Genomic DNA, 26,597 nt, shown 5'->3' with positions numbered 1-26,597 from the left:
GGGCCTCGCTGCGCTCGAAGACGACCCGCGCGCGCGGCGAGCGCTGACCCTGATCGCCGATCAGCCGCGCCTGGTCGGCGAGCGGCGCCTGGTGCGCAGCCCCCGCGCCCTCGCACAGCACCTGCGCGACCTGACGCTCACCGCCGACTCGTTGCTCGACGCTCACGCCCCCCTGGCCGATGACGGGCCCGAAGACGCCGGGCGGCGGCGGCTCGTCGCCGGCCTGCAGCGGGCTCTCGCCGACGCCCTGCACGCAGCGGGCGCAGCCGCACCCCCGCGCTGCTAGCTCCCGCGACACCCGCCCCATAAGCTCGGACCCGGCCCTGCGGCACCCGGCCTCCATCCCGGGCGACGGGCCGCAACGACCACCCCTGCACGACCACCCCTGCACGACCACCCCGCACCACACACCTGAGTCAGCACGGAGGAGCGCATGCGCGCACACGAGGCCGGTGCCCTGCACGCGGAGGGCTACGGCGGCCCACCCCAGTGGCTGCCCTACCCCCGCAACGTCAACGACCTCCTGCCAATGCTGTGGCCCAGCAGCGTGCGCCGCGACGAACGGGGCCGCCTGCAGGTCGCCGGCGTCGACGCCGTGACCCTGGCCGCCCAGTTCGGCACCCCGGCATATGTCGTCGACGAAGACGACTTCCGCGCCCGGGCCCGCGGCTTCCGCGACGCCATGAACGGCGCGTTCTCGCACGGTGCCGACGTCTACTACGCCGGCAAGGCGTTCTTGTGCACGGCGGTCGCCACGTGGATCGCACAGGAGGGCCTCTGCCTCGACGTGTGCTCGGGGGGCGAGCTGGCCGTCGCGATGCGCGCCGGCGTGCCCGGCGCCCGCGTGGGCCTGCACGGCAACAACAAGTCGGCGGCCGAGATCGAGGCGGCGCTGATCTACGGGGTCGGGCGGCTCGTACTCGACAGCTTCGACGAGATCGACCGCGTCGCGGCCATCGCTGCCAGCCTGGGCGTCGTCGCGCCGGTGATGATCCGCGTGACGACCGGCGTCGAGGCGCACACCCACGAGTTCATCGCGACCGCCCACGAGGACCAGAAGTTCGGGTTCAGCCTCGCCGGCGGGCAGGCGTACCAGGCCGCCGAGCGGGTCCTGGCCGAGTCGGGCGCCATGCGCCTGCTGGGGTTCCACAGCCACATCGGCAGCCAGATCTTCGACACCGCCGGCTTCGAGGTCGCCGCTCGCCGCGTGCTCGACCTGCACGGCCGTGTCGAGAAGGAGAACGGCGTGCGGCTGCCCGAACTCGACCTGGGCGGCGGCTTCGGCATCGCCTACACCTCCGAGCACCACCCCCGCACGCCGGAGCAACTGGCCGGCGACATGGCCGCGATCGTGGCCCGCGAGTGCGCCGCGCAAGACGTCGCGGTGCCGCGCGTCAGCATCGAGCCCGGGCGCGCCATCGCCGGTCCCAGCACGTTCACCCTGTACGCGGTCGGTACCGTCAAGGAGGTCGAGCTGGGCGGCGGCGCCAGCCGCGCCTACGTATCGGTCGACGGCGGGATGAGCGACAACGTGCGCACCGCCCTCTACGCGGCCGACTACTCGTGCACGATGGCCGGCCGGGTCAGCGACGCCGCCCCGATGCTGTCCCGCGTGGTCGGCAAGCACTGCGAAAGCGGCGACATCGTCGTCATGGACGAGTATCTGCCCGCCGACGTGCGCCCCGGCGACCTCATCGCCGTGCCCGGCACCGGCGCGTACTGCCGCGCCCTCAGCAGCCAGTACAACCACGTTCCGAGGCCGCCGGTCATCGCCGTGCGCGACGGCGTGGCCCGGGTGATCGTGCGTCGCGAGACGATCGAGGACATCCTCGCGCTGGACGCCCTGTAGCGATGCGCGCCGACGTGTGGTCGGTCCCGTCATGCGGACCCACGCGGGGAGCGCGGGTGCCCGACAGGCAGGATGGGGCAGGGGAATTCGCGTCCGATTCGAGCCCGCCTCGGGTCGGAGGCCAGTGGGATTCGTTCGAGCAGATGGAGGAAAGTGCGTGAGCGCGCCCGTCAACCCGCAGGTGCAGACATCGGCTGCCGCCGCACCCTCTGCCACCTCGCCCACCCCGTTGCGCGTCGCGCTGCTGGGCTGCGGCGTGGTCGGCTCGTCGGTCGCGCGGCTGCTGTTGAGCAATCGTGAGGCGTTGGCCGCCCGCGTGGGTCGCCCGCTGGAGCTGGCGGGCGTCGCGGTGCGGCGCCTGGGCCGCGACCGGGCCGACCTGCCGGCGCACCTGTTCACGACCGACGCCGAAGAGTTGGTGACGCGCGCCGACGTCGTCGTCGAGGTGATCGGCGGCATCGAACCAGCCCGCTCGCTGATCCTGCGGGCCATCGAGCACGGCGCGAGCGTGGTCACCGCGAACAAGGCGCTGCTCGCCGAGGACGGGCCGACGCTCTACGCCGCCGCCGACGCCGCGGGCGTCGACCTGTACTACGAAGCCTCCGTCGCCGGTGCGATCCCGCTGCTGCGGCCCATCCGCGAGTCCCTCGCCGGCGACGACGTTCGCCGCGTGCTCGGCATCGTCAACGGCACCACCAACTACGTGCTCGACAAGATGGACTCCACCGGCGCCGGCTTCTCCGAAGCGGTCGCGCAGGCGCAGGCCCTCGGGTACGCCGAGGCCGACCCCACCGCCGACGTCGAGGGTTTCGACGCCGCCGCCAAGGCCGCGATCCTGGCCTCCCTGGGGTTCCACACGCGCGTGCGCGCCGCCGACGTGCACCGCGAGGGCATCACCGAGGTGAGCGCCGCCGATGTCGCTGCGGCCGCCGAGATGGGCTGCGTCGTCAAGCTGCTGGCGATCTGCGAGTTGGCGACCGACCCGGAGTCCGGGGCGGCTGGCGTGTCCGTGCGCGTGCACCCGGCGATGATCCCGCGCACGCACCCCTTGGCCGGCGTGCGGGAGGCCTTCAATGCCGTCTTCGTCGAGGCCGACGCCGCAGGTCAACTGATGTTCTACGGCCCCGGTGCCGGCGGCGACCCGACAGCCTCGGCTGTGCTGGGCGATGTCGTTGCCGTGGCCCGCCATCGCGTCGTCGGGGGGCTCGGTCCGCGCGAGTCGGCCTACGCCGAGCTGCCCGTGTTCCCCATGGGGCGCGCGGTGACCCGCTACTACATCAGCCTCGACGTCGCCGACCGGCCGGGCGTGCTGGCCGCCGTGGCGACGGTGTTCGCCGACCACGGGGTCTCCATCCAGCAGGTGCGCCAGGTCGTGCACGAGACCGACCCCGACCGTGAGGGCACCCGCTCGCCCGGCGCCGAACTGATCATCGTGACGCACGCCGCGCCCGACGCCGCGCTGTCGGCGACCGTCGGGGCGCTGGCGAACCTGGACGCCGTGCGCGGCGTCACCTCTGTCATGCGAGTAGAAGGAGACTGAAGCGACATGGCTCACCAGTGGCAGGGCGTGATCCGCGAATACGCCGATCGGTTGCCGATGCTCGCCGACGCCCCCGTCGTCACCCTGCACGAGGGCGGCACCCCCCTGATCGAGGCGGCCAACCTCTCCGAGCTGCTCGGGGCACGCGTGTTCGTCAAGTACGAGGGACTCAACCCCACCGGGTCGTTCAAGGACCGCGGGATGACCACCGCGATGTCGAAGGCCGCGGAGCGCGGCGCCAAGGCCGTCATCTGCGCGTCCACCGGCAACACCAGCGCGGCGGCCGCGGCCTACGCCACCAAAGCCGGGATGACGTGCGGTGTGCTCGTGCCCGACGGCAAGATCGCCATGGGCAAGCTGAGCCAGGCCATCGCACACGGCGCGACCCTGCTGCAGGTCGACGGCAACTTCGACGACTGCCTCACGCTGGCTCGCAAGCTCGCGGACGCCTACCCCGTCGAGCTGGTGAACTCGGTCAACCCCGCCCGCATCGAGGGGCAGAAGACCGCGAGCTTCGAGATCGTGGATGCGCTCGGCGATGCCCCCGACATCCACTGCCTGCCGGTCGGCAACGCCGGCAATATCACCGCCTACTGGCAGGGTTACCGCGAGTACCGCGACGGCACCCCCGGGGCGGCCGGCGCAGCCGGGACCGGCGGCCCGGCCACCAAGCTGCCGCAGATGTGGGGCTTTCAGGCCGCCGGCGCCGCGCCGATCGTGCTCGGGCACCCCGTCGACGAGCCCGACACCATCGCCACCGCGATCCGCATCGGCAATCCGGCCAGCTGGCAGCAGGCGGAGGCGGCGCGCGACGACTCCGGCGGCCTGATCGACGCGGTCAGCGACGCCCAGATCCTCGCCGCGCACCGGCTGCTGAGCAGCACCGAAGGCATCTTCGTCGAGCCGGCGTCGGCCGCGAGCATCGCCGGCCTGCTGGCCATGCACGAGGCCGGGCGGGTGCCCGCGGGCGCCACCATCGTGTGCACGGTCACCGGGCACGGGCTCAAGGACCCGCAGTGGGCGCTGAAGTCGGCCGACGGCGACGACATCGTGCCCACCCGGGTGCCGATCGACGCCGTCAGTGCCGCCGCCGCGCTCGGCCTGGAGGACTGAGGCGTGGCGCTTCCGGCGGGTATGTCACCGCCGGTGCCGGGCCGCGCCGTGCGCGTGGTGGTCCCGGCCAGCAGCGCCAACCTGGGGCCCGGCTTCGACTCCCTCGGCCTGGCCTTGGGGGTCTTCGACACCTACCACGCGGCCGTGACGGCTGAGCCCGGGTTGCGGATCGAGGTGGCCGGCGACTCCCAGGGGGTGCCCCTGGACGAGCGCCACCTGGTGTACGCGACCATGCGTCGAGCCTGGTCGGAGCTGGGGGTGCCGGCCCCGGAGGGGGTGCGGCTGCATTGCGCAAGCACCGTGCGACAGGGCCGCGGCATGGGCTCCTCGGCCGCCGCGATCGTCGCGGGGGTCGCCGCCGCCCACGGGCTGTGCTTCGGCGCCGAGTCGGGCCCGAGCCGGCCGGAGGCGCAGCAGCGGCCTGTCGAGCCGGGCGCGGTTCCCATCCATCTGGACCTGGTCAACGACCTGGCCAGTCGGCTCGAAGGCCATCCCGACAACGCCTCCGCCAGCGTCTACGGGGGCGCGACGATCTCCTGGATCGGGGACGAGCCCGCCCCGCCAGCCACGTCGGTCACGTCGGTCACCTCGGCCACCCCGGGCGACGCGTCGCCGGCGGAGTCCGCGGGCGCTCCTGCGGTCAGTGTCCACTCGGTGCGCATCCCCCTGCACCCGGACGTCACACCGCTGGTCATCGTGCCGCAGGTGCAGTTGCCGACGGCGACGGCGCGGGCCGTGCTGCCGGCGCAGGTGCCGCACGGCGAGGCGGCGTTGAACTCGGCGCGGGCCGGGCTGCTCGTGCTGGCGCTCTCGTCCCGGCCCGACCTGCTGCTGCCTGCGACCCGCGAGTGGCTGCATCAGGAACAGCGTCGCAGTTCGTTCGGGGGCGCGATGGAACTGGTCGACGAGTTGCGGGCCGCGGGTCACGCCGCCGTCATCTCCGGCGCCGGGCCCAGCGTGCTGGTGCTGAGCGCCGACGACTCCGCCCTCGCGAGCGTGGCGAATCTGGTGCCCCACGACTGGCAATTGCTGACCCCAGGAATCCCCGAGATGGGGGTATGTGTAGAACGTGTTACTCTAGGAGAACTTCCCGGCGAGGGCGCCCTTCCGGCGTGAACCAGAGGTGCATTTCGACCTTTGGCGCCAGGACCCCACCACACTTCGTTCGCGGTCCATAATCCATGGTTCGCGGAGATGGTGATCGATGCCTAGTGGCATCGGGTGGACTTTCACACCGAGTCCGTGTGTCGAACGCTCGACGCTGGGTTCGCGGTCCCACGCCCATGACGTGCGCCGCGACCTGATTCCCGCGCCACCGTCCGGCGAGGGGAGAATCCCAGTCCGTGGCCGTTGGCGCCTTCGGACATCACATCCCGGGTTCGTGCCTTCGCGCCGAGCCGATACGAGGGGAAGGATCCTTCGTGACCGACACCACCGAGCTCGCACCGGCGAGCTCCGCCCCCAAGCGCCGCGGTCTGACCGCCATGCGCCTGGCCGAGCTGCAAGAGCTGGCCTCGGGCATGGGCATTCAAGGGACCTCCGGCATGCGCAAGGGCGACCTCATCACGGCCATCAAGGACCGTGACTCGGGTGCCCCCGCGGCCGCAGGGGCCTCGGGAGGAGCAGGCGCCCCGGCCCGTCGGGCCCGCCGCGCCGCCTCCAGCCCGGCCGGCAGCCCCGAGCGCACGCAGGACCGTGAGCAGGTCCGGGAGCAGACCCGGGAGCAGGGCGGCGCGCCGAGTCGCTCCGACGATCGGCGCAGCGCCGACAGCAACGGCCGTCAGAGCGGGGACGCCCAGCGGGTGGACCGCGCCGACGGCGCGCAGCAGCGTGAGCAGGGCCGTGAGGGTGGCGTCGACCAGGCTCCCCAGCAGCGCTCCGATCAGCGCTCCGATCAGCGCGGAGAACGTGACCAGCGACGCGATCAGGGCGAGGGCGACTCCGGCGATCGCCGCGACAACCGCCGCGAGCAGCGCGACTACCGCGACAACGACAACCAGCGCGACAACCGCGACCAGCGCGACAACCGCGACCAGCGCGACAACCGCGACCAGCGCGACAACCGTGGCGGGGACAACCGCGACCAGCGCGACAACCGCGATAACCGTGGCGGCGACAACCGCACGGCGGACAACCGCAGCGACGGCCGCGACAACCGGGACCGTCGCAACAACCGCCGCGACGACAACGACGACCGCCCCGGCAGCCGCCGCCGCAACCGTCAGCGCAGCCGCGACCGCAAGCGCCGCGGCGGCCGCGAGCAGCAGGACTACCAGAACGAGACCGTCGAGACCGTCTCCGAGGACGACGTGCTCGTGCCGGTGGCGGGCATCCTCGATGTGCTCGACAACTACGCGTTCGTGCGCACGAGCGGCTACCTGCCGGGCCCCAACGACGTCTACGTGCCGCTGGGCCTGGTCAAGAAGCACGGCCTGCGCAAGGGTGACGCTGTCACCGGCGCCGTGCGTGCGCTGCGCGAGGGCGAGCAGCTGCCTGCGCGCCAGAAGTTCAACGCGCTGGTGCGCCTCGACACGGTCAACGGCACCAACCCCGACGCCTCCCGCAACCGCGTGGAGTTCAACAAGCTCACCCCCCTCTACCCGCAGCAGCGCCTGCGCCTGGAGACCGAGCCGAACATCCTCACGACGCGGATCATCGACCTGGTCAGCCCGATCGGCAAGGGCCAGCGCGGGCTCATCGTGGCGCCGGCCAAGGCCGGTAAGACGATGGTCATGCAGGCCATCGCCAACGCGATCACGACGAACAACCCGGAGTGCCACCTCATGGTCGTGCTCGTCGACGAGCGCCCCGAAGAGGTCACCGACATGCAGCGGGCCGTCAAGGGTGAGGTCATCTCCTCGACCTTCGACCGCCCCGCCGACGACCACACGACGGTCGCCGAGTTGGCCATCGAGCGGGCCAAGCGGCTCGTCGAGCTGGGCCACGACGTCGTCGTGCTGCTCGACTCGATCACCAAGCTGGGCCGCGCCTACAACCTGGCGGCCCCGGCGAGCGGACGCATCCTCTCCGGTGGTGTCGACTCCGCGGCGCTGTACCCGCCGAAGCGCTTCTTCGGTGCGGCTCGCAACATCGAGCACGGCGGCTCTTTGACGATTCTGGCCACGGCCCTCGTCGAGACGGGCAGCAAGATGGACGAGGTGATCTTCGAGGAGTTCAAGGGCACCGGCAACATGGAGCTCAAGCTCGACCGTCAGCTCGCCAACCGCCGCATCTTCCCGGCCGTCGATGTCAACAACTCCGGCACCCGACGCGAGGAGATCCTGCTCGCGACCGAGGAGCTGAAGATCATGTGGAAGCTGCGTCGCGTGCTCGCCGCGCTCGACCAGCAACAGGGCATCGAGCTGCTCATCGACCGGCTCAAGAAGAGCAAGAGCAACGTCGAGTTCCTCATGACCGTTCAGAAGACGTCGAATATCAATTTGGACGACGACTAAGCGGATACACTCTCGCGTTTACCTGCGCAGACCCGCCCGGACGCCGTCCGGGCGGGTCTGTTTGTGTCTCCCCTCATCCGTGACGACGAGGGCGTGCCGAGCCGCCCTTGTCCGACCACGGTGATCAGGCCTGCCGACCGGCAGGGAGATGGGGGAGAAGCGAATGTCTGCCGATCCGATGCGGGTCGTCGTCGCCGACGACGACGCGGACATCCGCGAGCTGGTGACGTTCAAGCTGCAGCAGGCGGGCTACGAAATCGACGCGGTCGCCGACGGCGCCCAGGCGTGGGCCTCGATCAGCGAAGCGCCGCCGAGGCTGGCGGTGCTCGATGTCATGATGCCGGGGCTCTCGGGCCTGGACGTGCTGCGCAAGGTCCGTGAGGACGAGCGCACCAAAACCGTCCCGGTCATCCTCCTGACGGCTCGCAGCCGCGACTCCGACGTCGACTCCGGCTTCGCGACCGGTGCGACCGACTACGTCATCAAGCCATTCTCGCCACGCGAACTCGTGCATCGCGTCTCCTCGGTCCTCGCACGCGGAGCGTGACCCCCCGGGCCATCCTTCTGCTCACCCTGCTTGCGCTGACAGTGGGGTGTCTGCTTCTCGTCGGGATCACGGTCACGGCGAAGGTACGGCGCTTGCAGCGCAGTCGCACCCTGGAGCGACTCGCGGCGCCGCAGCGGCGGCTCGTGTTGGAGGTCGCCTCCGGTGAGGACGACGACAATGTCGCCGCCGACGCCCTCGCCGGCCTGCGCAAGGCCGAGTGGGAGAGCATTCGCCCGGCGGTCATCGCGATGCTCGCCAAGGTCCGCGGGGCCCCGGCCGAGCAGCTCGTGCGGGTCATCGCCGCGCACGGCGAGGTCGAGCTCGCCCGCCGCCGGCTGACCTCCGGCCGCTCGCTGCACCGGGCCCGGGGGGCGTACCTGCTGGGGCTCGTGCGGGCCCAGGACGCGGTGCCGGAGCTGCTGGAGCTGCTGCGCGATCCCGCCGACGAGGTGCGCCTGGTCGCCTGCCGCAGCCTGGGCTTCATCGCCGATCCCGCCGCGGCGAAGGCGGTGCTGGAGGCCGTCGTCGCACCCGCGGGGGGCGACCGGGTGGGGGTGCCCTCGTGGGTGGCCGCCGAGTCTCTGCTGGCGATGGGCGCCGGCGCGCAGTCCGCGCTGCTGGCGGGCCTGGAACACGAGGACCCGCGCGTGCGGGAGGTCGCCATCACCGTGACCAACCACTCGAGCCTGCCGGCCACGATCGAGGCGCTGCGGGTCCGGTTGGGGAAAGAGACCGAGCCGGACCTGCGGATCGCCATGGTCGGTGCCCTGGGGCGGCTGGGGGATCACGCGGACCTGCCGGCGCTGCTGGGCGCCGCCGAGCCGAACCAGTCCTCGGGGATGCGGCGCGCGGCCGTCAAGGCGCTCGGCGACCTGGGTCACCGCGACGCCGCCGAACCGCTCAGCGCGCTGCTGCCCGACCCCGACCGGGCCCTGGCCGCCGCCGCCGCCGAGGCGCTGACCCACCTCGGCGCCGTCGGCATCGACACGCTGCACGCGGCTCGCGCCCAGGGTCGCGAGGCGCGCCGCATCGCCGCCGCTGCCCTGCATGTGGCCCGGTTGCGCGAGAGCGCGGGAGGCTGACATGGCGCAGAACCTGCACGCCTGGCTCACCGGCACGGTCAACGCGATCTTCGACGTGCTCGGCACCCCTGTGCTCGTCTACTTCCTGCTCATCAACACCTCCTACCTGCTGCTGATGATCTGCGCGGCGCTGGAGTTCAGTCGGCACCTGCGCCGACAGGAGCACCTGGGCCGTACCGAGACCGTCTCGCACCGCCTGGCCCCCGGGGTCGCGCTCATCGTCCCGGCCTACAACGAGGAGGCCGGCATCGTGCCGGCCGTGCAGTCGATGCTCTCGCTGCGGCACCCGCGGCACGAGATCGTCGTGGTCGACGACGGCTCCACCGACGCCACCTTCCAGCGACTGTGCGCGGCGTTCGAGCTCGTCGGCATCGACCGGGACGTGCCGGCCGACATCCCGGTGGACGCCGAGATCCTCGGCGTCTACGTGCCCGAAGACGGCCGCACCGCCCTGACGGTCGTGCGCAAGGTGAACTCCGGCAAGACCGACGCGGTCAACACCGGCATCAACGCCGCCTCCGAGCCGCTCATCGCGATCGTCGACGCCGACTCGATCATGGACCCCGACGCGCTGGTGGCCGTCGCCGAGCCGTTCGCCGAGGACCCGGTGCGCGTCATCGCCACCGGCGGCGTCGTGCGCGCCGCCAACGGCTGCCAGGTGCTCGACGGGCGCGTGGTCAAGGTCGCGATGCCCAAGAGCACGTTCGCGCGCATCCAGATCATCGAGTACCTGCGCGCCTTCTTGCTGGGCCGGTCCGGCTGGTCGCGCCTGGGCTGCCTCATCCTCATCTCCGGGGCGTTCGGCATGTTCCGCCGCGACATCCTCGTGCAGATCGGCGGCTTGGACACCGGCAGCATCGGCGAGGACTTCGAGCTGGTGATGCGCATGCACAAGCTGATGCGCGACACCGGCCGCGACTACCGCATCGAGTTCGTCGCCGAGCCGATCGCCTGGACCGAGGTGCCCACCACGGCCAAGGTGCTACGCGCTCAGCGCCGCCGCTGGCACCGCGGCCTGTACGAGGTGCTGTGGAAGTACAAGTCGATGCTGTTTCGCCCCAAGTACGGGCGCCTCGGCTTCGTCGTGCTGCCCTGGTTCTGGATGTTCGAGCTGCTCGCCCCGGTCTTCGAGCTGGCGGGCCTGGTGCTGTTGGCTCTCGGACTGGCCCTGGGCGTCGTCGATCTCAGTTACGCCGCACTCTTCATGGCCGTGGCCTACGGGTACGCGATGTTGGTCAATATCGCCTCTTTGACCATCGAGGAGCTGACCTTCCACAAGTACCCGCGGTGGCGCGACCTCGGGCACTCCATCGTCGCCTCGGTGCTGGAGAACGTCGGCTACCGGCAGCTCACCGCGCTGTGGCGCACCGAGGGCCTGTGGCAGGGCCTCGCCGGCCGCCAGCACGTCTGGGGAACGATGACGCGAACCGGCTTCGAGACGGCCCAGTCCGCGGCGAACGGTAACTCCGAGCCCGCGGCTGCCGACAGGCACGATGTGAACAGCGGAAGCGCGAGCCGGTGACGCCGCCCACGCGCGCGTCGCGGCCCCGCTCCGTCCGCTGGCGCCTCGGCATGTTGTCGCTCGTGCTGTCCTGCCTCATCCTGGCCATCAGCGGCATCGCCCTCGTCGCCCTCGACTTCCAACGAGGGGAGGCCGATCGCAGCGTCTTGGTCGTCGAGCCCGCCTACGACGCCAACCGGCAGGTCGCCACCACGATGAGCGCCGCCCAGAGCGCGTTGCGCGGCACGGTGGTGCTGGCGGCCTCGCGCGCCGAGGCGGGCGCCGACGACCAGATCGCGGAGATGCTCAGCCAATACTCGGCCGCGCAGCAGCGCAGCGAGGCCGAATTGGCGACCTTGACCGGGCTCATCTCCAGCGAGGGCTTCGGGCGCGACTCCCAGCGGCGCACCGCCGCCTACGCGGCCGAGCAGCGCCAACGGGAGGCGATCGCCTCCTGGTGGGAGTACGGGCGGACGGTGAGTGAGTCCGAGTCGGCGACCCCGGCGCAGATCCTCGAAGGACAGCGCCGGTTCGCCTCGATCGAAGCGGCCAACAGCGAGCTCGGCGCCATCATCGAGCAGGAGCGGGCCGCCGTGCGCGCCAACCTGCGCAATGCGATCGTGTGGGCCAGCCTGGCCGTGGTCGGGGCCACCATCGTGGCCCTGGCGATGGCCGTGATCATGGGGTGGCGCACGACGAGCGCGCTGACCAAGCCGCTGCAACGGCTGCGCGACATCGTGCGTCGTCAGCGCCACGGGGATCGCACCGCGTGGGCCGCCACCGACATCGGCGCCGCCGAGGTGCGCGAGCTGGCCGGCGACGTCAACGCCCTGACCAAGGCGCACCACGACCTCACCGACCGGCAGAACGCCTCCCTCGACGTGCTGCGCGCCCAGGCGCAACTGAGCCGATCCGTGCAGTCCAGCGACACGCTCTCCGGGGCGCTGCGGCGCTCCGCCGACGGCATCGGTGAGGCGTTGCGCGTCGAGCGGGTCGTCATCGGGGTCTTCAACGACCGGCGCAAGTTCGACGACGCCTTCGTGTGGACGGCCCCGGATGCCGAAGCGGGCATGGACAACCCCGGTGAGCTGCGCCAGGAGCTGGCCGAGCAGGCCGCCCGCATCTGGGAGGGCGACCGGCAGGTCGTCGTCGACGACGTCTCGACGCTGCTGACCGTGGGCCCCGACGGCGAGGACTGGTGGGCCGACCTGCGCGGCCCGCTCGGTCGCGGCGGGCTGCTCATCGTGCCCTTCGGCCTCGGCGACCAGGCCATCGGCGTCGCCTCCATCCGCACCTCCGAGCCGCGGCCCTGGACCGACAACGAGGTGGCCTTCGTGCACCACGTCGTCGGCGAGATCACCCGGCTGGTGGTCAAGGAGACCAGCGAGCGCCAGCAGGCCGAGCACGTGGCCCGGCTCGAGGAGCTGGACCGGCAGAAGGACGACTTCATGTCGACGGTCAGCCACGAGCTGCGCACCCCGCTGACCAGCATCTCCGGCTACCTCGAGATGCTCGGCGACGGCGACGCCGGCGAGCTGAGCGGGGCCCAGCGCCGGATGCTCGACGTCGTCGGCCGCAACACCATGCGCCTGCGTGGCCTCATCGAGGACCTGCTCGTGCTCAACCAGCTCGAGGCCACAGCGCTGCCCTCGGACGCCCCGACGATCTCGGTCTGCGAGATCGTGCGCGACGTCGCCGAAGAGCTGGCCCCCGTCGCCGCCCGCGCCGGGGTGTCGTTGACCCCGGAGATGAGCGACGGCTCGTGGATCCGCGCCGATCGGGTTCAGCTGGTCCGGGCGTTGACCAACCTGGCGTCCAACGCCGTGAAGTTCACGCCCACCGGCGGGCGCGTCCGCCTCACCTGCCGGTTGTCCCAGGATCGTCGGTCGGTGGAGGTGCGCTGCTCCGACACCGGCATGGGCATCCCCGCCGAGGAGCTGCAGCACCTGTTCACGCGGTTCTTCCGGGCCAGCAACGCCTCCCGGGCGCAGATCCAGGGCACCGGCCTGGGGCTCGTCATCGTTCGCGACATCGTCGAACGCCACGGCGGCACCATGCGATGCAACTCGGTCGAGGGGCAGGGCACGACCTTCACCATGGTCATCCCGGCCTCCGACGAGACCGGCCGCTGCGAGGTGCACGACGCCCCGAACGCGCGGCCCGTCTACTCGCCGTTCGCCCGGGCGGCGCAGCGCGCCGCCGACCGCGAAGCGGCGCGCTGAACCGGCGGGTGCTGAACCGGCCCGGTGCGCCGTCCCGATGGACCGCTCGCCCAGCCGATTTGGGCGCCCCGGGTAGGCGGTGGAATAATCGAGGGTCGGCCACCGGTTCACGCACGACGTGAGAGCGGTTCTCCGCTCCGCGTCACCGGCCCGCACAGCCCACCAGAGGCAACCATTCGTGGCGTCATTCACGGCTGGCGTGCGGCAGCGACCCGGAGGACCGTAGCGAACCCAAGGGAGACCCCAAGTGCAGCAGAACATTCACCCCGACTACGTCGTGACCACCGTCACGTGCACCTGCGGCAACACGTTCGAGACCCGCAGCACCGCCACCTCGGGGCGCATCAACGCCGACGTGTGCAGCCAGTGCCACCCGTTCTACACGGGCAAGCAGAAGATCCTCGACACCGGTGGCCGCGTCGCCCGCTTCCAGGCCCGCTACGGCAACAAGGCCGCCGCGAAGTAGCTCATCTGACGCCGGCTCATCGTCCTCCCCGCGAGGCGATGGGCCGGCGTCGTTGCATGTGCGGGCGGCCTGCTCGCGCGTGTCCACGTCTGCCACCTGCACCTTCGGTGAACTGGAGGGTCCATGTCCGACGCCACCGTCGTCGACGCCACGCTCGACTCCGCCCACCCCCTCGTGACCGAGCACGCCGACCTGGAGGCGCAGCTGGCCGACCCCGCGGTGCTGGCCGACGCCGTCGCGCTGCGCCGGGTCAACAAGCGCTACGCCGCCCTCGGCCCGACCGTCGCGGCCGCCCAGGAGGTCGCCCGCCTGCGCGACGATCTGGCCACGGCCCGCGAGCTGGCCGCCGACGACGAGGCGTTCGCCGCGGAGGTGCCGGAGCTGGACGCCGCGCTCGGCGAGGCGACCGCGCACCTGCGCCGACTGCTGCTGCCGCGCGACCCCGACGACGACCGCGACGTCATCCTCGAGGTCAAGGCCGGGGAGGGCGGCGCCGAGTCGGCCCTGTTCGCCAGCGACCTCATGCGCATGTACCTGCGCTACGCCGAGCGGCGCGGCTGGAGCAGCGAGGTGCTGGAGTCCACCGAATCCGACCTCGGCGGCCTCAAGGACGCCCGCCTGGCCGTCAAGGCCCGCGGCGCGCTGGCACCGGGGGAGGCGCCCTGGGCCCGGCTCAAGTACGAGGGCGGCGTGCACCGGGTGCAGCGGGTGCCGGTCACCGAGAGCCAGGGCCGCATCCACACCTCCGCGGCCGGGGTGCTCGTGCTGCCGGAGGTCGAGGACCCCGAGGAGGTGCAGATCGGCCCGAACGACCTGCGCATCGACGTGTATCGCAGCTCGGGCCCCGGGGGGCAGAGCGTCAACACGACCGACTCTGCCGTGCGCATCACGCACCTGCCGACCGGCATCGTCGTCTCCTGCCAGAACGAGAAGTCCCAGCTGCAGAACAAGGAGTCGGCGCTGCGCGTGCTGCGCGCCCGGCTGCTGCAGGCGGCCCGCGACGAGGCCGACGCGCAGGCCTCGCAGGCGCGGCGCAGCCAGGTGCGCACCGTCGACCGCAGCGAGCGCATCCGCACCTACAACTTTCCCGAGAATCGCGTCGCCGACCATCGCACGGGGTTCAAGGCCTACAACCTGGATGTCGTGCTCGACGGCGACCTCGACCCGGTCGTCCAGTCGGCGGTCGCGGCCGACGAAGCCGCCCGCATGGCGGCCCTCGGCGGCGCGGGTGACTGACCTCGGCCCGGCGTTGCGCGCCGCCGGGGCGACGTTACGGGCGGCGGGGATCGACTCCGGTCGGGCCGACGCGGCACGCCTGGCCGCGCATCTGTTGGACTGCCCGGTGGGGGAGGTCGAGCGGCTCGCGATCCTGGGGCGCCCGGCTCCGGCCGGGTTCACCGAGCTCGTCACCCGCCGCGCCCGCCGCGAGCCGCTGCAGCACCTCACCGGCCGCGCCCCCTTCCGCCACCTCGACCTGCACGTGGGCCCCGGCGTCTTCGTGCCCCGACCCGAGACCGAGACCCTCGTCGACCTGGCCCTGACCTACCTGCGCGGGCTGCCGTCCGCGCCGCCGCCGCGGATCGTCGACCTGTGTACGGGATCGGGGGCCATCGCGCTGACCATCGCCGACGAGCACCCGGTCGCCGTCGTCGGGGCGGTAGAGCTCAGCGAGGCCGCCCACGCGTACGCGCGGCGCAACGTCGACGCGCACGCCGACCGACTCGGTGAGCGGGGGACGCCGGCCATCGACCTGCGCCGCGGCGATGCGAGCAGCAGCTTCCTCGACTGGGCCGGCACGATCGACCTCGTCGCGACCAACCCCCCGTACATCCCCGACGACGCGATCCCGCGCGACCGCGAGGTGCGCGACCACGACCCGCACCTGGCGCTCTTCGGCGGCGGCGCCGACGGTCTCGACGTGCCGCGCGCCCTGCTGGCCCATGCCGCGCACCTGCTGCGCCCCGGCGGCGCGCTGCTCATGGAGCACGGGGAGACCCAGGGCCAACAGTTGGCCGAACTGCTGGGTGCCGCGGGCGGCTGGGTCGACATCGCCGACCACCGCGACGCCACCGATCGCCCCAGGGTCATCTGCGCCCGCCGCGCCCGCACCTAGACTCGCGGGTATGAGTTCGGTCATCGACTGCCAGGATTCGGCGCGGCTTGCCGAAGGGGTGCGCTTCGCGGCGGCCGCGGTGCGCCGCGGCGAGCTGGTCGTCCTGCCGACCGACACCGTGTACGGCGTGGGGGCCGACGCGTTCAGCGCCGAGGCGGTCCGACTGCTGCTGGAGGCCAAGGGCCGCGGGCGCGAGGTGCCGCCCCCGGTGCTCGTGCCCTCGGCGCGCACCCTCGACGGCCTGGCCGATCAGGTGCCCGCCTACGCTCGCCGCCTCGTCGAGCGCTTCTGGCCCGGTCCGCTGACCCTCGTACTGCGCGCTCAGACCTCCCTGCTGTGGGACCTGGGGGAGACCAACGGCACGGTCGCCGTCCGCCAGCCCGACGACCCGGTCGCGCTCGCGCTGCTCACCGAGACCGGCCCGCTGGCCGTGACCAGCGCCAACCTGCACGGTCGCCCGGCCGCCCAAGACGTCGCCGAAGCGCGGGCCCAACTCGGCGAGGAGGTCGCCGTGTATCTGGACGGGGGGCCCGCACGCGGGGGAGTGGCCTCCACGATCGTCGACTGCACCAAGGCCGCGCCGACGATCCTGCGCCGCGGCGCCCTCACCGACGAGCAGGTGTTGGCCGTGGTCCGCGACGAAGACTCCGGGGCCAACCCGGCCATGGACGCGCAGCCGCGGCCCGACGCGCTCTCCCAGTAGGCCCGCGGCGATGCGCGAGTACTTCCTGATCTGCGTCGTCGCCGCGGTCATCACCTACGGCACGACGCCCGGCGTGCGGCGCCTTGCGGTGCTATTGGGGGCCGCGACGCCGGTGCGGTCGCGCGACGTGCACAGTCATCCGATCCCGCGACTGGGGGGTCTGGCGATGCTCGCGGGCTTCCTCGGAGCGGTGCTCGTCGCGAGCCGGTTGCCGCACCTGTCGCAGATCTTCGAATCCCTGGAGATTCGTGGGGTGGTCATCGGGGCGATCCTCGTCACACTCGTCGGCGCCATCGACGACGTGCGCGAACTCGACTGGCTGACCAAGCTCGCCGGCCAGATCATCGCCGCCGGCGCGATGGCCTTCTTCGGCGTGCAGCTGCTGTCGGTGCCGCTGTTCGGGGTGACGGTGCTGCCCGGGCCGGTGCTCGTGGGGTTGACGGTGCTCATCGTGCTCGTCACGACGAACGCCGTGAACTTCATCGACGGTCTCGACGGGCTGGCCGCGGGCATTGTGGCGATCGCGGCCCTGGCGTTCTTCCTCTACGCCTACGGGCTGAGCTACACCTACGATCCGCCGAACGTCATCGCGACGGCGACCTTCATCACCGCCGCGCTGCTCGGGGTGTGCCTGGGCTTCCTGCCGCACAACTTCAACCCCGCGCGGCTGTTCATGGGTGACGCGGGATCCCTGCTGCTGGGGCTCCTGCTGGCGGCCGCGACCATCTCGATGGTCGGCAATATCGACCCCAGCGCCCAGATCAGCCGCAACATCGAGGCCGCGCTCTACCTGCCCGTCGTGCTGCCGCTGGCGATCATGTCGATCCCGCTGCTGGACATGACCCTGGCCGTCGTGCGCCGTACTCGCGCAGGTCAACGGCCCTGGCATCCGGACACCCAACACCTGCAGCACCGCATGATCGCCATCGGCCACAGCCACCGCCGCGCCGTGCTGCTGCTCTACCTATGGGCCGCCATCGTGGCCTTCGGCGTCGTCTCGTTCGCCTATGTCGAGGGCATCTGGCCGCTGCTGGGCATCGCCGGCGCCACCGCCCTGGCCATCGTCCTCACCGCGTACCTGCCCGGTTGGCTCGACCGCCGCGGCAGAGCCACCTCCCGCACCGGGCAGACCCCCGATCGGAGCTTGTGATAGCGTTCACAAGCGGTGCCGAGGCGGCGTTCCGACGACTCGATTCGGCGATGCGTGGCCACTGCCTCCCTCGAACATGGTTCGATGTGTGACCAGACGGCCCCCAGGTTCCCTGCAGATTTCAGAAGGATGCACCGATGACGATGACCGGCGCTCGTGCGCCGCTGCCTGCGATGCTGCGCGGCGGGGCACTGGTCACGGCCATCGTCGGTGTGCTGGTCGCCGCGGGAGTCGGTATCGCCTGGGGCTCGGTCGCCGCGCTCAACGCCCTCGGGGCGAGCCTCGTGGTGCTGGCGACCTTTGCCGGTGGCGTCTGGGCCCTGTCGGCCGTGCTCGGCAGCGGTGATCCGCGGGCCACGAGTTCGGTGGCCATGGTCGGCGCCTTTGTCGTCTACGGCGGGCAGCTGCTCGCCCTGACCGCCCTGGCGCTCGCGCTGCATGCGCAGCCGTGGATCGACCGCCCCGCGATCGCCATCGGCGGGCTTGTCGCCGTCGTCGCCTGGCAGGTCGGGCACATCGCCGGCTTCGCGCGCTCGCGCACCCTCATCTTCAGCCCGCAGGTGGGCCGATGACCGACCGCAAGCCCGCCGCACCGGGGCCGGACTCCGCGAACGGCGCCACGGCCGCCCAGCCGCCGGCCAAGCATGCCGAGGCCGTCGGTGCCGACCGGCTCGGAGCCACCGTCACCGCGTACCTCGTGACGGGCCCGGTGCTGTATGCGCTGCTGGGTTGGTTGGCCGACCGTTGGCTCGGCACCAGCTTCCTGCTGCCCGCCGGATTGCTGGGTGGCATGGCCCTGTCTCTGTACCTCGTATGGCTCCGGTACGGTAAGCCATGACCGGGCCCGATGACGCGATCGGGCCGCGCCCCCAGGGCCCTCGAACGACCTATGGAGCTGGAGCCACTCACGGCCCCACGGGTGTTCGGCGCCTCGCCCAGGCGCACGTCGACTGTTCCACGATCAGCAAGGAGAAGCCGTGAGCCCGATGACCCTGGGTGCCTCGCTGCAGACACTGGCGACGGCCGCTGACGGCGAGGGGCACTTCCCGCCGAAGGTCTCGGATTTCTGGCAGCCCTTCTGGCGCCTTGGCGAGATCGGCGGCCAGTCGATCGTCATCACCCGTCCGATGCTCGTCGCGACGCTCGTCTTCATCGTGCTGACGGTGCTCTTCGTTACGGCGGCCCGGCGCGCTCAGGTCGTGCCGAGCAAGGGCCAGTGGCTCTTCGAGCAGGTCTACGACTTCGTGCGCAACGGCGTCGCCCGCGACATGATCGGTACCCGCGACTTCCTGCGCTTCGTGCCGCTGCTCTTCGCGCTGTTCACGTTCATCCTGCTCTGCAACCTCGCGGGCATCATCCCCGGCATTCAGATGCCGGTCATGGCCCGCGTCGGCTTCCCGATCGCGCTGACGCTTGTCGTCTACGTCGTCTACCACTGGGTCGGCATCAAGAAGCAGGGCGGCATCGGCGCCTACCTCAAGTGGATGATCCCCCCGGGCATCCCTTCGTGGCTGCTGCCGCTGATCATCCCGCTGGAGCTGATGACGTTCTTCATCACCCGGCCCCTGACGCTCGCGCTGCGACTCTTCGGCAACATGTTCGCCGGCCACATGCTCCTCGTCGTCTTCATCGTCGGCGGCTGGGAGTTGCTGACCTCCGGCAACGCCGGCCTGGCCCTTGTGGCGATCCCCGCCTGGCTCATGGCCGTGATCATGACCGCCTTCGAGATCCTGATCCAGGGTCTGCAGGCGTTCGTCTTCACGCTGCTGGCCGCCTCGTATATCGCCGGCGCCCTCGCCGACGACCACTGATTCCCGCGCCCGCGGCGCGGTCTCACCACAACCGAATAGACACCCCTTGAACGTGCGGGACGGCATCCGGCCGCCTCGTGCAACCACGAGTACGAAAGAGGCAACACAGTGACTGGTGACGTCACCCTCATCGGCTACGGCCTGGCTGCCATCGGCCCCGCCATCGCCGTCGGTCTGATCTTCGCCGCCTACATCAACGGCGTCGCGCGCCAGCCCGAGGCCGGCAACCTGCTGCGCCCGATCGCCATCCTGGGCTTCGCGCTCGCCGAGGCCCTCGCGATCTTCGCGCTGGTGCTCTTCTTCATCCGACTCTGACTCACTGAGGCCGGTAGGCCGCCGCACGAGGAGACACCACTGTGCAGCTAATCGCTGGTTCCGTCGCGACCGCCGCGACTGCAGATCCGGAGGCGAACGCGCTCCCGATCCTGCCCTACCTGCCCGAGTTCTTCGTCGGTCTGGTCATCTTCCTCCTCTACCTGTGGGTCGTCGCCAAGTTCGTCGTCCCCGCCGTCGAGCGGATGTACGCCGAGCGAAAGGCGGCCATCGAAGGTGGGATGAGCAAGGCCGAGGACGCCCAGCGGGAGGCCGAGGCGATGCTGGCGCAGTACGAGGCGCAGCTCGCCGAGGCGCGGGACGAGTCCGCGCAGATCCGTGAGGACGCGCGGGAGCAGGGCGCCGCGATCATCGCCGAGATGCGCGAGCAGGCGCAGGCCGAGGCGGGTCGCATCACGGCCAACGCCCACAAGCAGATCGAGGCCGAGCGCCAGCAGGCCGCGATCTCGCTGCGTCAGGACGTGGGGCGCCTGTCCACCGACCTGGCCAGCCGCATCGTCGGCGAGTCGTTGCACGACGAGGCGCGTCAGAACAACATCGTCGACCGCTTCCTGGCCGAGCTCGAGTCGGGCGAGATCCGCCCGAGCACTCCGGGATCGGCCGGCGGCGGCGCACCGGTCGGCGCCGGCTCGGACGGAGCGCAGTGATGCTGGGAGTCTCGCGCGCGGCGCACGATCAGGTGCGGGCCGCGTTGGCCACGGCGCTGGACTCCGGTGTCGACTGGTCCGTGCTCTCCGAGGAGTTGTTCTCGGTGGTCGCGTTGCTCGATTCCAGCAGCATGCTGCGCCGGGCCCTGGCCGACCCCTCGCGCTCGCCGCAGGGCAAGAAGGCGCTCGTCGAGCGGCTGCTCACCGACAAGGCATCGCCGGCCACGGTGGCGCTTGTCGGCGAGGCCGTCGCCCAGCGTTGGTCCGACGAGCAAGACCTGACCGCGACGCTCGACCAAGCGGCCGTGGAGACCCAGGTCGCGATCGCACAGGCCAGCGGGTCGGCCGACGAACTCGAGGAGCAGCTGTTCCGCTTCGAACGCGCGGTGGCCGGTAACCCCGACCTGCGCGACGCGATCGGCGACCCCCGGCTGCCGGTGGAGCGCAAGCTCGACCTGGTCCAGCGGCTGCTCGCCGACAAGGCCAACCCGCAGACGGTGCGACTGGCCCGTCAGGCGGTCGCTGCCCCCCGGGGCAAGCGGTTCGCGCAGGCGATCGACCACTACCTCGACGTCGCCGCCAAGCGCCGCGAGCAGTTGTCGGCCGTCGTGACCGTTGCGACCGCACTCAGCACGCAGCAGCACGACCGACTGGAGGCGGCGCTGAGCCGCATCTACAGCAAGCCGGTCACCCTGAAGATGGTCATCGATCCCGAGGTGCTCGGCGGCATCCGGGTGCAGGTCGGTGACGAAGTCGTCGACGGCACTATCGTGCGGCGTCTCGATGAGGTCCGCCGCCTCCTGGGTTCCTGAGCCGCCGCTCCTGGGTCCACATCCCGCAGTCCACCCCGACAAGATCGGCCGCGCCGTACCGCCGGCCTCCACCAACAGCCGGCCACCGGTGCACAACGAGGAGACGAAAACACGATGACGGAGCTGACGATCCGTCCGGAGGAGATCCGGGACGCACTGGACGCCGCCGTCCAGTCCTACGAGCCCGACGCGGCCTCACGCGAGGAAGTCGGTCGCGTCACCGATGCCGCCGACGGCATCGCGCACGTCGAGGGCCTGCCCTCGGCGATGACGAATGAGCTGCTGGAGTTCGAGGACGGCACCCTGGGCATCGCCCTGAACCTCGACGTGCACGCCATCGGCGTCGTCGTCCTCGGTGACTTCTCCGGCATCGAAGAAGGCCAAACGGTCAAGCGCACCGGTGAGGTGCTCTCGGTCCCGGTCGGCGACGCCTACCTCGGCCGCGTCGTCAACCCGCTGGGTCAGCCGATCGATGGTCTGGGCGAGATCGACTCCGAGGGTCGGCGTGAGCTGGAGCTGCAGGCCCCCAACGTCATGCAGCGCAAGTCGGTGCACGAGCCGCTGCAGACCGGCATCAAGGCCGTCGACTCGATGATCCCGATCGGGCGCGGTCAGCGTCAGCTCATCATCGGCGACCGCCAGACCGGCAAGACGACGGTCGCGATCGACACGATCATCAACCAGCGCCAGAACTGGGAGTCAGGCGACCCCACCAAGCAGGTGCGCTGCATCTACGTCGCGATCGGCCAGAAGGGCTCGACGATCGCGGGCGTGCGCGGCACCCTCGAGGAGGCCGGCGCGCTGGAGTACACCACGATCGTCGCCGCTCCCGCCTCCGACGCCGCGGGCTTCAAGTACCTGGCGCCCTACACCGGCTCGGCCATCGGCCAGCACTGGATGTACGACGGCAAGCACGTGCTGATCGTCTTCGACGACCTGTCCAAGCAGGCCGAGGCCTACCGCGCGGTCTCCCTGCTGCTGCGCCGCCCGCCGGGCCGCGAGGCCTACCCCGGCGACGTCTTCTACCTGCACTCCCGGCTGCTGGAGCGCTGCGCGAAGCTCTCCGACGAGATGGGCGCCGGTTCGATGACCGGTCTGCCGATCATCGAGACCAAGGCCGGTGACGTCTCGGCGTACATCCCGACCAACGTCATCTCGATCACCGATGGCCAGATCTACCTGCAGGCCGACCTGTTCAACTCCAACGTGCGCCCCGCGATCGACGTGGGTGTCTCGGTGTCGCGAGTCGGTGGTTCGGCGCAGATCAAGGCGATGAAGGAGGTCTCCGGTCGCCTCAAGCTCGACCTCGCGCAGTTCCGCGCGATGGAGGCCTTCGCGATGTTCGCCTCCGACCTGGACGCCGCCAGCCGTGCGCAGCTGGCCCGCGGTGCCCGCCTTGTCGAGTTGCTCAAGCAGCCGCAGTCCTCGCCCTACCCGGTCGAGAAGGAGGTCGTCGCGGTCTGGGCCGGCACGACCGGCAAGCTCGACGACATCGCCGTCGAAGACGTGCACCGCTTCGAGCACGAGTTCCTCGACTTCGTCGGTCGCGAGCACGACGGCATCTACGGCGCGATCCGTGAGACCAAGAAGCTCGGCGAAGACACGGTCGGCTCGCTGGAGAAGGCCATCGACTCCTTCAAGAAGCAGTTCAAGTCCGGCAAGGGCAGCACCTTCACGGCCCACGACGAGCAGCACGACGCGCTCGAGGACGAAGAGATCGACCAGGAGCAGATCAGGAGCCGTTGATCGAGGCCCGCCGGCGATCCAGCAGGGTCGCCGGCGGGGTTCGTGGCCCCTGATCATCAATAAGCCAGAGAGGCGGAATCGATATGGGAGCGCAGATCCGGGAGTACCGGCAGCGCATCCGCTCCGTGAGCTCGATCAAGAAGATCACCCGTGCCATGGAGCTCATGGCGGCCTCGCGCGTCGTCAAGGCACGCCAGCGCGTCGTCGCGACCACGCCGTACGCGGAGGCGATCCAGCGGGCGCTCTCGGAGTGCGCGAGCAACTCCAACGTCGAGCACATCCTCACCCAAGAGGTCGAGGTGCCGGCGCGCGCGGCGATGCTGGTCGTCACCAGTGACCGCGGCCTCGCGGGCGCCTACGCGTCCTCGGTGCTCAAGGAGAGCGAGCAGCTCATCGAGCGCCTCCACCAGGAGCAGAAAGAGGTCTCGCCCTACCTCTACGGACGCAAGGCGGTCGGCTTCTACAAGTTCCGCCGCCGCGAGTTCGCGGCCGCCTGGGAGGGCGGTACCGACGCGCCGCAGTACGAGCGGGCCGCCGAGATCGCCGACCAGCTGGTCGAGGCCTTCCTGACGCCGGCCTCCGAAGGTGGGGTCGACGAGGTGCACATCGTCTACACCCGGTTCTACTCGATGGTGCGGCAGGAGCCGCGGGTGCTGCGGCTGCTGCCCATCCAGGTCGTCAAGGACGACGGCAACACCCCCGCCGAGGCCGACTCCCGGCACCAAGACGGGCTCAACCCGCTGTACGAGTTCGAGCCGAACGCCGAGACGGTGCTCGACGCGGTGCTGCCGCAGTACCTGCGTTCGCGCATCTACAACTGCCTCCTGCAGGCCGCCGCCTCCGAGCTCGCCGCGCGTCAGCGCGCGATGAAGTCGGCGACGGACAACGCCGAGGAGCTCATCAAGACCTACACCCGTCTGGCCAACCAGGCTCGCCAGGCGGAGATCACCCAGGAGATCAGCGAAATCGTGGGCGGCGCCAACGCCCTCGCAGAAGCGAAGTAAGGAGTCCGCCGACATGACCACGCAGTTCGCCGACGACACCGCCACCGGCACCCAGCCGGGTGGTCGGGGTCGTCTCTCCCGGATCATCGGCCCGGTCGTCGACATCGAGTTTCCCTCCGACGCCATGCCCGACCTGTACAACCTGCTCTACACCGAGGTCGACCTCACGGGCGAAGGCCTCACCGAGGGCGAGGGCAAGAAGCGCATCAACCTCGAGGTCGCCCAGCACATCGGTGACAACCTCGTGCGCGCGATCTCCCTGCAGCCCACCGACGGCCTCGTGCGCGGCGCCATCGTCGTCGACACCGGCGGCCCCATCACAGTGCCGGTAGGCGACGTCACCCTCGGTCACGTGTTCAACGCCACCGGCGACTGCCTCGACCTGGAGCCCGGTGAGCACCTGGAGGTCAAGGAGCGCTGGGGCATCCACCGCTCGGCGCCCGCCTTCGACCAGCTCGAGTCCAAGACCGAGATGTTCGAGACCGGCATCAAGGTCATCGACCTGCTGACCCCGTACGTGCAGGGCGGCAAGATCGGCCTGTTCGGCGGCGCCGGCGTGGGCAAGACCGTGCTCATCCAGGAGATGATCGCGCGCGTCGCTCGCGACCACGGTGGTGTGTCGGTGTTCGCCGGCGTCGGTGAGCGCACCCGTGAGGGCAACGACCTCATCGTCGAGATGGAGGAGGCGGGCGTCCTCGGGCAGACGGCGCTGGTCTTCGGCCAGATGGACGAGCCGCCGGGCACCCGCCTGCGCGTCGCCCTCTCCGGTCTGACGATGGCGGAGTACTTCCGCGACGTGCAGAACCAGGACGTGCTGCTGTTCATCGACAACATCTTCCGGTTCACCCAGGCCGGCTCGGAGGTCTCCACGCTGCTGGGCCGCATGCCCTCGGCGGTGGGCTACCAGCCGACCCTGGCCGACGAGATGGGCGTGCTGCAGGAGCGGATCACCTCGACGCGTGGTCACTCGATCACCTCGATGCAGGCGATCTACGTGCCGGCCGACGACTACACCGACCCGGCTCCGGCGACGACCTTCGCCCACCTCGACGCCACGACCGAGCTTTCCCGTGAGATCGCGTCGCTGGGTATCTACCCGGCGGTGGACCCGCTGACCTCGACCAGCCGCATCCTGGACCCCCGCTACATCGCGCGGGACCACTACGACACCGCGGTCCGCGTGAAGTCGATCCTGCAGAAGAACAAGGAACTGCAGGACATCATCGCGATCCTGGGTATTGACGAGCTCTCCGAAGAGGACAAGATCCTCGTCAACCGGGCCCGCCGCATCCAGCGGTTCTTGTCGCAGAACACCTACGTGGCCAAGCAGTTCACCGGCATCGAGGGCTCGACCGTGCCGCTGAAGGACACGGTCGAGGCGTTCACCAAGATCTGCGACGGCGACTATGACGACGTGCCCGAGCAGGCGTTCTTCATGTGCGGTGGTCTCGACGACGTCGAGCGCCAGGCCAAGGAGCTCGCCAGCTGAGGTCTGCAGCCTGAGCCGATCCGGCTCGCAGCGGCCCCCACGCGATGCGTGGGGGCCGCTGTCTTTTCTCAATTCGAGAATTTAATAGGGCAGTTGTTTTGAACGATCGTTCGGAAAGTCGAGTTGTGCGCTAATAGCAATATCGCGTCATTCTTGTAGAATGTGCGGCGGGGGTTTATTCAGTGTCGATCGCGCTTGCTAATGGCTGGTGCGGGTGGAGAGGATTCACGCCGAATGACTTCGATCCCTGGCCGCCGGCACCCCGCGACCCAACTGCCGCGCGGACACCGCGCCGGTGATACGGCGGTCGGCACCGACGACGTCGTCGTCGAGCGCTGGGAGAAGGAGCCCCTGCTCGAGCGGATCGAGACGCACCTGCGCGGGCCCGTCAACGGGCGCCCGGCCGTTGCCATCGGATCCGTGAACCTCGACCACTTCCACCACTTCCGCCGCGGGCGGCACGAGTTGAGCAACGACCCCGACCGCACGGGCGTCGACTGGGTCATGCTCGCCGATGGTGCGCCCGTGGCCTATCAGGCGGGGCGGGTCAGCGGGCGGCACTGGCCGCGTCTGACCGGCGCCGACCTGCTGCCCGAGCTGCTCGCAACCGCCCAGCGCACCGGCTCGACCGTGGGCTTCCTCGGTGGTCTGCCGCAGGTGCACGAGTCGTTGCGCGGGGTACTGGCTCGCGACTATCCGAGCGTGCGGGCCGGCTACTGGGCGCCCGAGCGCCACGAGATCGACTCGCCGACGGGCTCGACCGAGATCGCGGCCCAGATCCGCGCCGAGGGCTTCGACGTGCTCGCGGTCGCCCTCGGCAAGCCGCGCCAGGAGCTGTGGATCCAGCGGTACGGCCGCCTCACCGGTGCCAAGGTGCTGCTGGCGTTCGGCGCCTCCGCCGACTTTCTGGCCGGCAAGGTCGAGCGGGCCCCCGAGTGGATGCAGAACAACGGCCTCGAGTGGGCCTACCGCCTGCGCCAGGAGCCGCGGCGCCTGGCCCGCCGCTACCTCGTC

Annotated in this window: 25 protein-coding genes; all 25 read left to right on the top strand. The window is 70.8% G+C overall.

Annotated features, from left to right (window positions below):
* On the top strand, positions 1-286 hold a 286-nt coding region (locus tag KILIM_RS18745), incomplete at its 5' end, for a hypothetical protein (protein ID WP_006594315.1).
* A 147-nt stretch (positions 287-433) separates the two neighbouring features.
* Positions 434-1,849: a diaminopimelate decarboxylase gene (gene lysA / locus KILIM_RS18740; protein ID WP_006594314.1), complete on the top strand. Its 1,416-nt coding sequence runs from the start codon at positions 434-436 to the stop codon at positions 1,847-1,849.
* Between the two features lie 157 nt (positions 1,850-2,006).
* Complete coding sequence (locus KILIM_RS18735) at positions 2,007-3,389, top strand: homoserine dehydrogenase (RefSeq protein ID WP_006594313.1); 1,383 nt, start codon at positions 2,007-2,009, stop codon at positions 3,387-3,389.
* A 6-nt stretch (positions 3,390-3,395) separates the two neighbouring features.
* Positions 3,396-4,502, top strand: a complete 1,107-nt coding sequence (gene thrC, locus KILIM_RS18730; RefSeq protein WP_006594312.1) for a threonine synthase — start codon at positions 3,396-3,398, stop codon at positions 4,500-4,502.
* Between the two features lie 3 nt (positions 4,503-4,505).
* Entirely contained in the window at positions 4,506-5,618 is a 1,113-nt protein-coding gene (locus tag KILIM_RS18725) for a homoserine kinase (protein WP_006594311.1), read from the top strand.
* 305 nt (positions 5,619-5,923) lie between these two features.
* Complete coding sequence (gene rho, locus KILIM_RS18720; RefSeq protein ID WP_006594310.1) at positions 5,924-7,957, top strand: transcription termination factor Rho; 2,034 nt, start codon at positions 5,924-5,926, stop codon at positions 7,955-7,957.
* A gap of 163 nt (positions 7,958-8,120) precedes the next feature.
* On the top strand, positions 8,121-8,504 hold the full coding sequence (locus KILIM_RS18715; protein ID WP_040563842.1) for a response regulator transcription factor: 384 nt from the start codon (positions 8,121-8,123) through the stop codon (positions 8,502-8,504).
* 92 nt (positions 8,505-8,596) lie between these two features.
* Positions 8,597-9,586, top strand: a complete 990-nt coding sequence (locus tag KILIM_RS18710) for a HEAT repeat domain-containing protein (protein WP_157551824.1) — start codon at positions 8,597-8,599, stop codon at positions 9,584-9,586.
* A 1-nt stretch (position 9,587) separates the two neighbouring features.
* Positions 9,588-11,108 carry a glycosyltransferase family 2 protein gene (locus tag KILIM_RS18705; RefSeq protein ID WP_006594307.1) on the top strand — a complete coding sequence of 507 codons (1,521 nt, stop codon included), beginning with the start codon at positions 9,588-9,590 and terminating at the stop codon, positions 11,106-11,108.
* Positions 11,105-13,309, top strand: coding sequence for a sensor histidine kinase (locus KILIM_RS22775; protein ID WP_006594306.1), 2,205 nt, complete (start codon positions 11,105-11,107; stop codon positions 13,307-13,309). Before KILIM_RS18705 ends, KILIM_RS22775 begins: the two co-directional genes overlap by 4 nt.
* A 247-nt stretch (positions 13,310-13,556) precedes the next feature.
* Positions 13,557-13,775 carry a 50S ribosomal protein L31 gene (gene rpmE, locus KILIM_RS18695; protein ID WP_006594305.1) on the top strand — a complete coding sequence of 73 codons (219 nt, stop codon included), beginning with the start codon at positions 13,557-13,559 and terminating at the stop codon, positions 13,773-13,775.
* A 123-nt stretch (positions 13,776-13,898) separates the two neighbouring features.
* Positions 13,899-15,011, top strand: coding sequence for a peptide chain release factor 1 (gene prfA, locus KILIM_RS18690; protein WP_006594304.1), 1,113 nt, complete (start codon positions 13,899-13,901; stop codon positions 15,009-15,011).
* Positions 15,004-15,888: a peptide chain release factor N(5)-glutamine methyltransferase gene (prmC, locus tag KILIM_RS18685; RefSeq protein ID WP_006594303.1), complete on the top strand. Its 885-nt coding sequence runs from the start codon at positions 15,004-15,006 to the stop codon at positions 15,886-15,888. Before prfA ends, prmC begins: the two co-directional genes overlap by 8 nt.
* Positions 15,889-15,898: 10 nt before the next feature.
* Positions 15,899-16,591, top strand: a complete 693-nt coding sequence (locus KILIM_RS18680; RefSeq protein ID WP_006594302.1) for an L-threonylcarbamoyladenylate synthase — start codon at positions 15,899-15,901, stop codon at positions 16,589-16,591.
* Between the two features lie 10 nt (positions 16,592-16,601).
* On the top strand, positions 16,602-17,741 hold the full coding sequence (locus KILIM_RS18675) for an MraY family glycosyltransferase (RefSeq protein WP_006594301.1): 1,140 nt from the start codon (positions 16,602-16,604) through the stop codon (positions 17,739-17,741).
* A 137-nt stretch (positions 17,742-17,878) separates the two neighbouring features.
* Positions 17,879-18,313, top strand: a complete 435-nt coding sequence (locus KILIM_RS18670) for a hypothetical protein (protein ID WP_006594300.1) — start codon at positions 17,879-17,881, stop codon at positions 18,311-18,313.
* Entirely contained in the window at positions 18,310-18,579 is a 270-nt protein-coding gene (locus KILIM_RS18665; RefSeq protein WP_006594299.1) for an AtpZ/AtpI family protein, read from the top strand. The genes KILIM_RS18670 and KILIM_RS18665 overlap by 4 nt, the downstream gene beginning before the upstream one ends.
* A 148-nt stretch (positions 18,580-18,727) precedes the next feature.
* Positions 18,728-19,552: a F0F1 ATP synthase subunit A gene (atpB, locus tag KILIM_RS18660; protein ID WP_040563841.1), complete on the top strand. Its 825-nt coding sequence runs from the start codon at positions 18,728-18,730 to the stop codon at positions 19,550-19,552.
* Between the two features lie 108 nt (positions 19,553-19,660).
* On the top strand, positions 19,661-19,867 hold the full coding sequence (locus KILIM_RS18655; protein WP_006594297.1) for an ATP synthase F0 subunit C: 207 nt from the start codon (positions 19,661-19,663) through the stop codon (positions 19,865-19,867).
* A gap of 41 nt (positions 19,868-19,908) precedes the next feature.
* Entirely contained in the window at positions 19,909-20,532 is a 624-nt protein-coding gene (locus KILIM_RS18650; RefSeq protein ID WP_006594296.1) for a F0F1 ATP synthase subunit B, read from the top strand.
* Positions 20,532-21,344, top strand: coding sequence for a F0F1 ATP synthase subunit delta (locus KILIM_RS18645; RefSeq protein ID WP_006594295.1), 813 nt, complete (start codon positions 20,532-20,534; stop codon positions 21,342-21,344). The genes KILIM_RS18650 and KILIM_RS18645 overlap by 1 nt, the downstream gene beginning before the upstream one ends.
* Before the next feature lie 114 nt (positions 21,345-21,458).
* Positions 21,459-23,090: a F0F1 ATP synthase subunit alpha gene (gene atpA, locus KILIM_RS18640; RefSeq protein WP_006594294.1), complete on the top strand. Its 1,632-nt coding sequence runs from the start codon at positions 21,459-21,461 to the stop codon at positions 23,088-23,090.
* Between the two features lie 83 nt (positions 23,091-23,173).
* Positions 23,174-24,094 (top strand): F0F1 ATP synthase subunit gamma, encoded by a 921-nt coding sequence (locus tag KILIM_RS18635; protein WP_006594293.1) that lies wholly within the window; start codon positions 23,174-23,176, stop codon positions 24,092-24,094.
* 13 nt (positions 24,095-24,107) lie between these two features.
* Complete coding sequence (gene atpD, locus KILIM_RS18630; RefSeq protein WP_006594292.1) at positions 24,108-25,583, top strand: F0F1 ATP synthase subunit beta; 1,476 nt, start codon at positions 24,108-24,110, stop codon at positions 25,581-25,583.
* Positions 25,584-25,817: 234 nt separating this feature from the next.
* Positions 25,818-26,597, top strand: a 780-nt coding sequence (locus tag KILIM_RS18625; RefSeq protein ID WP_006594291.1) for a WecB/TagA/CpsF family glycosyltransferase, incomplete at its 3' end; no start/stop codon positions are given.

Origin of the sequence: Kineosphaera limosa NBRC 100340 (assembly GCF_000298215.1) — a bacterium.
GTDB classification, from domain to species: Bacteria; Actinomycetota; Actinomycetes; order Actinomycetales; family Dermatophilaceae; genus Kineosphaera; species Kineosphaera limosa.
This window is presented reverse-complemented; position numbering and strand designations above follow the sequence as displayed.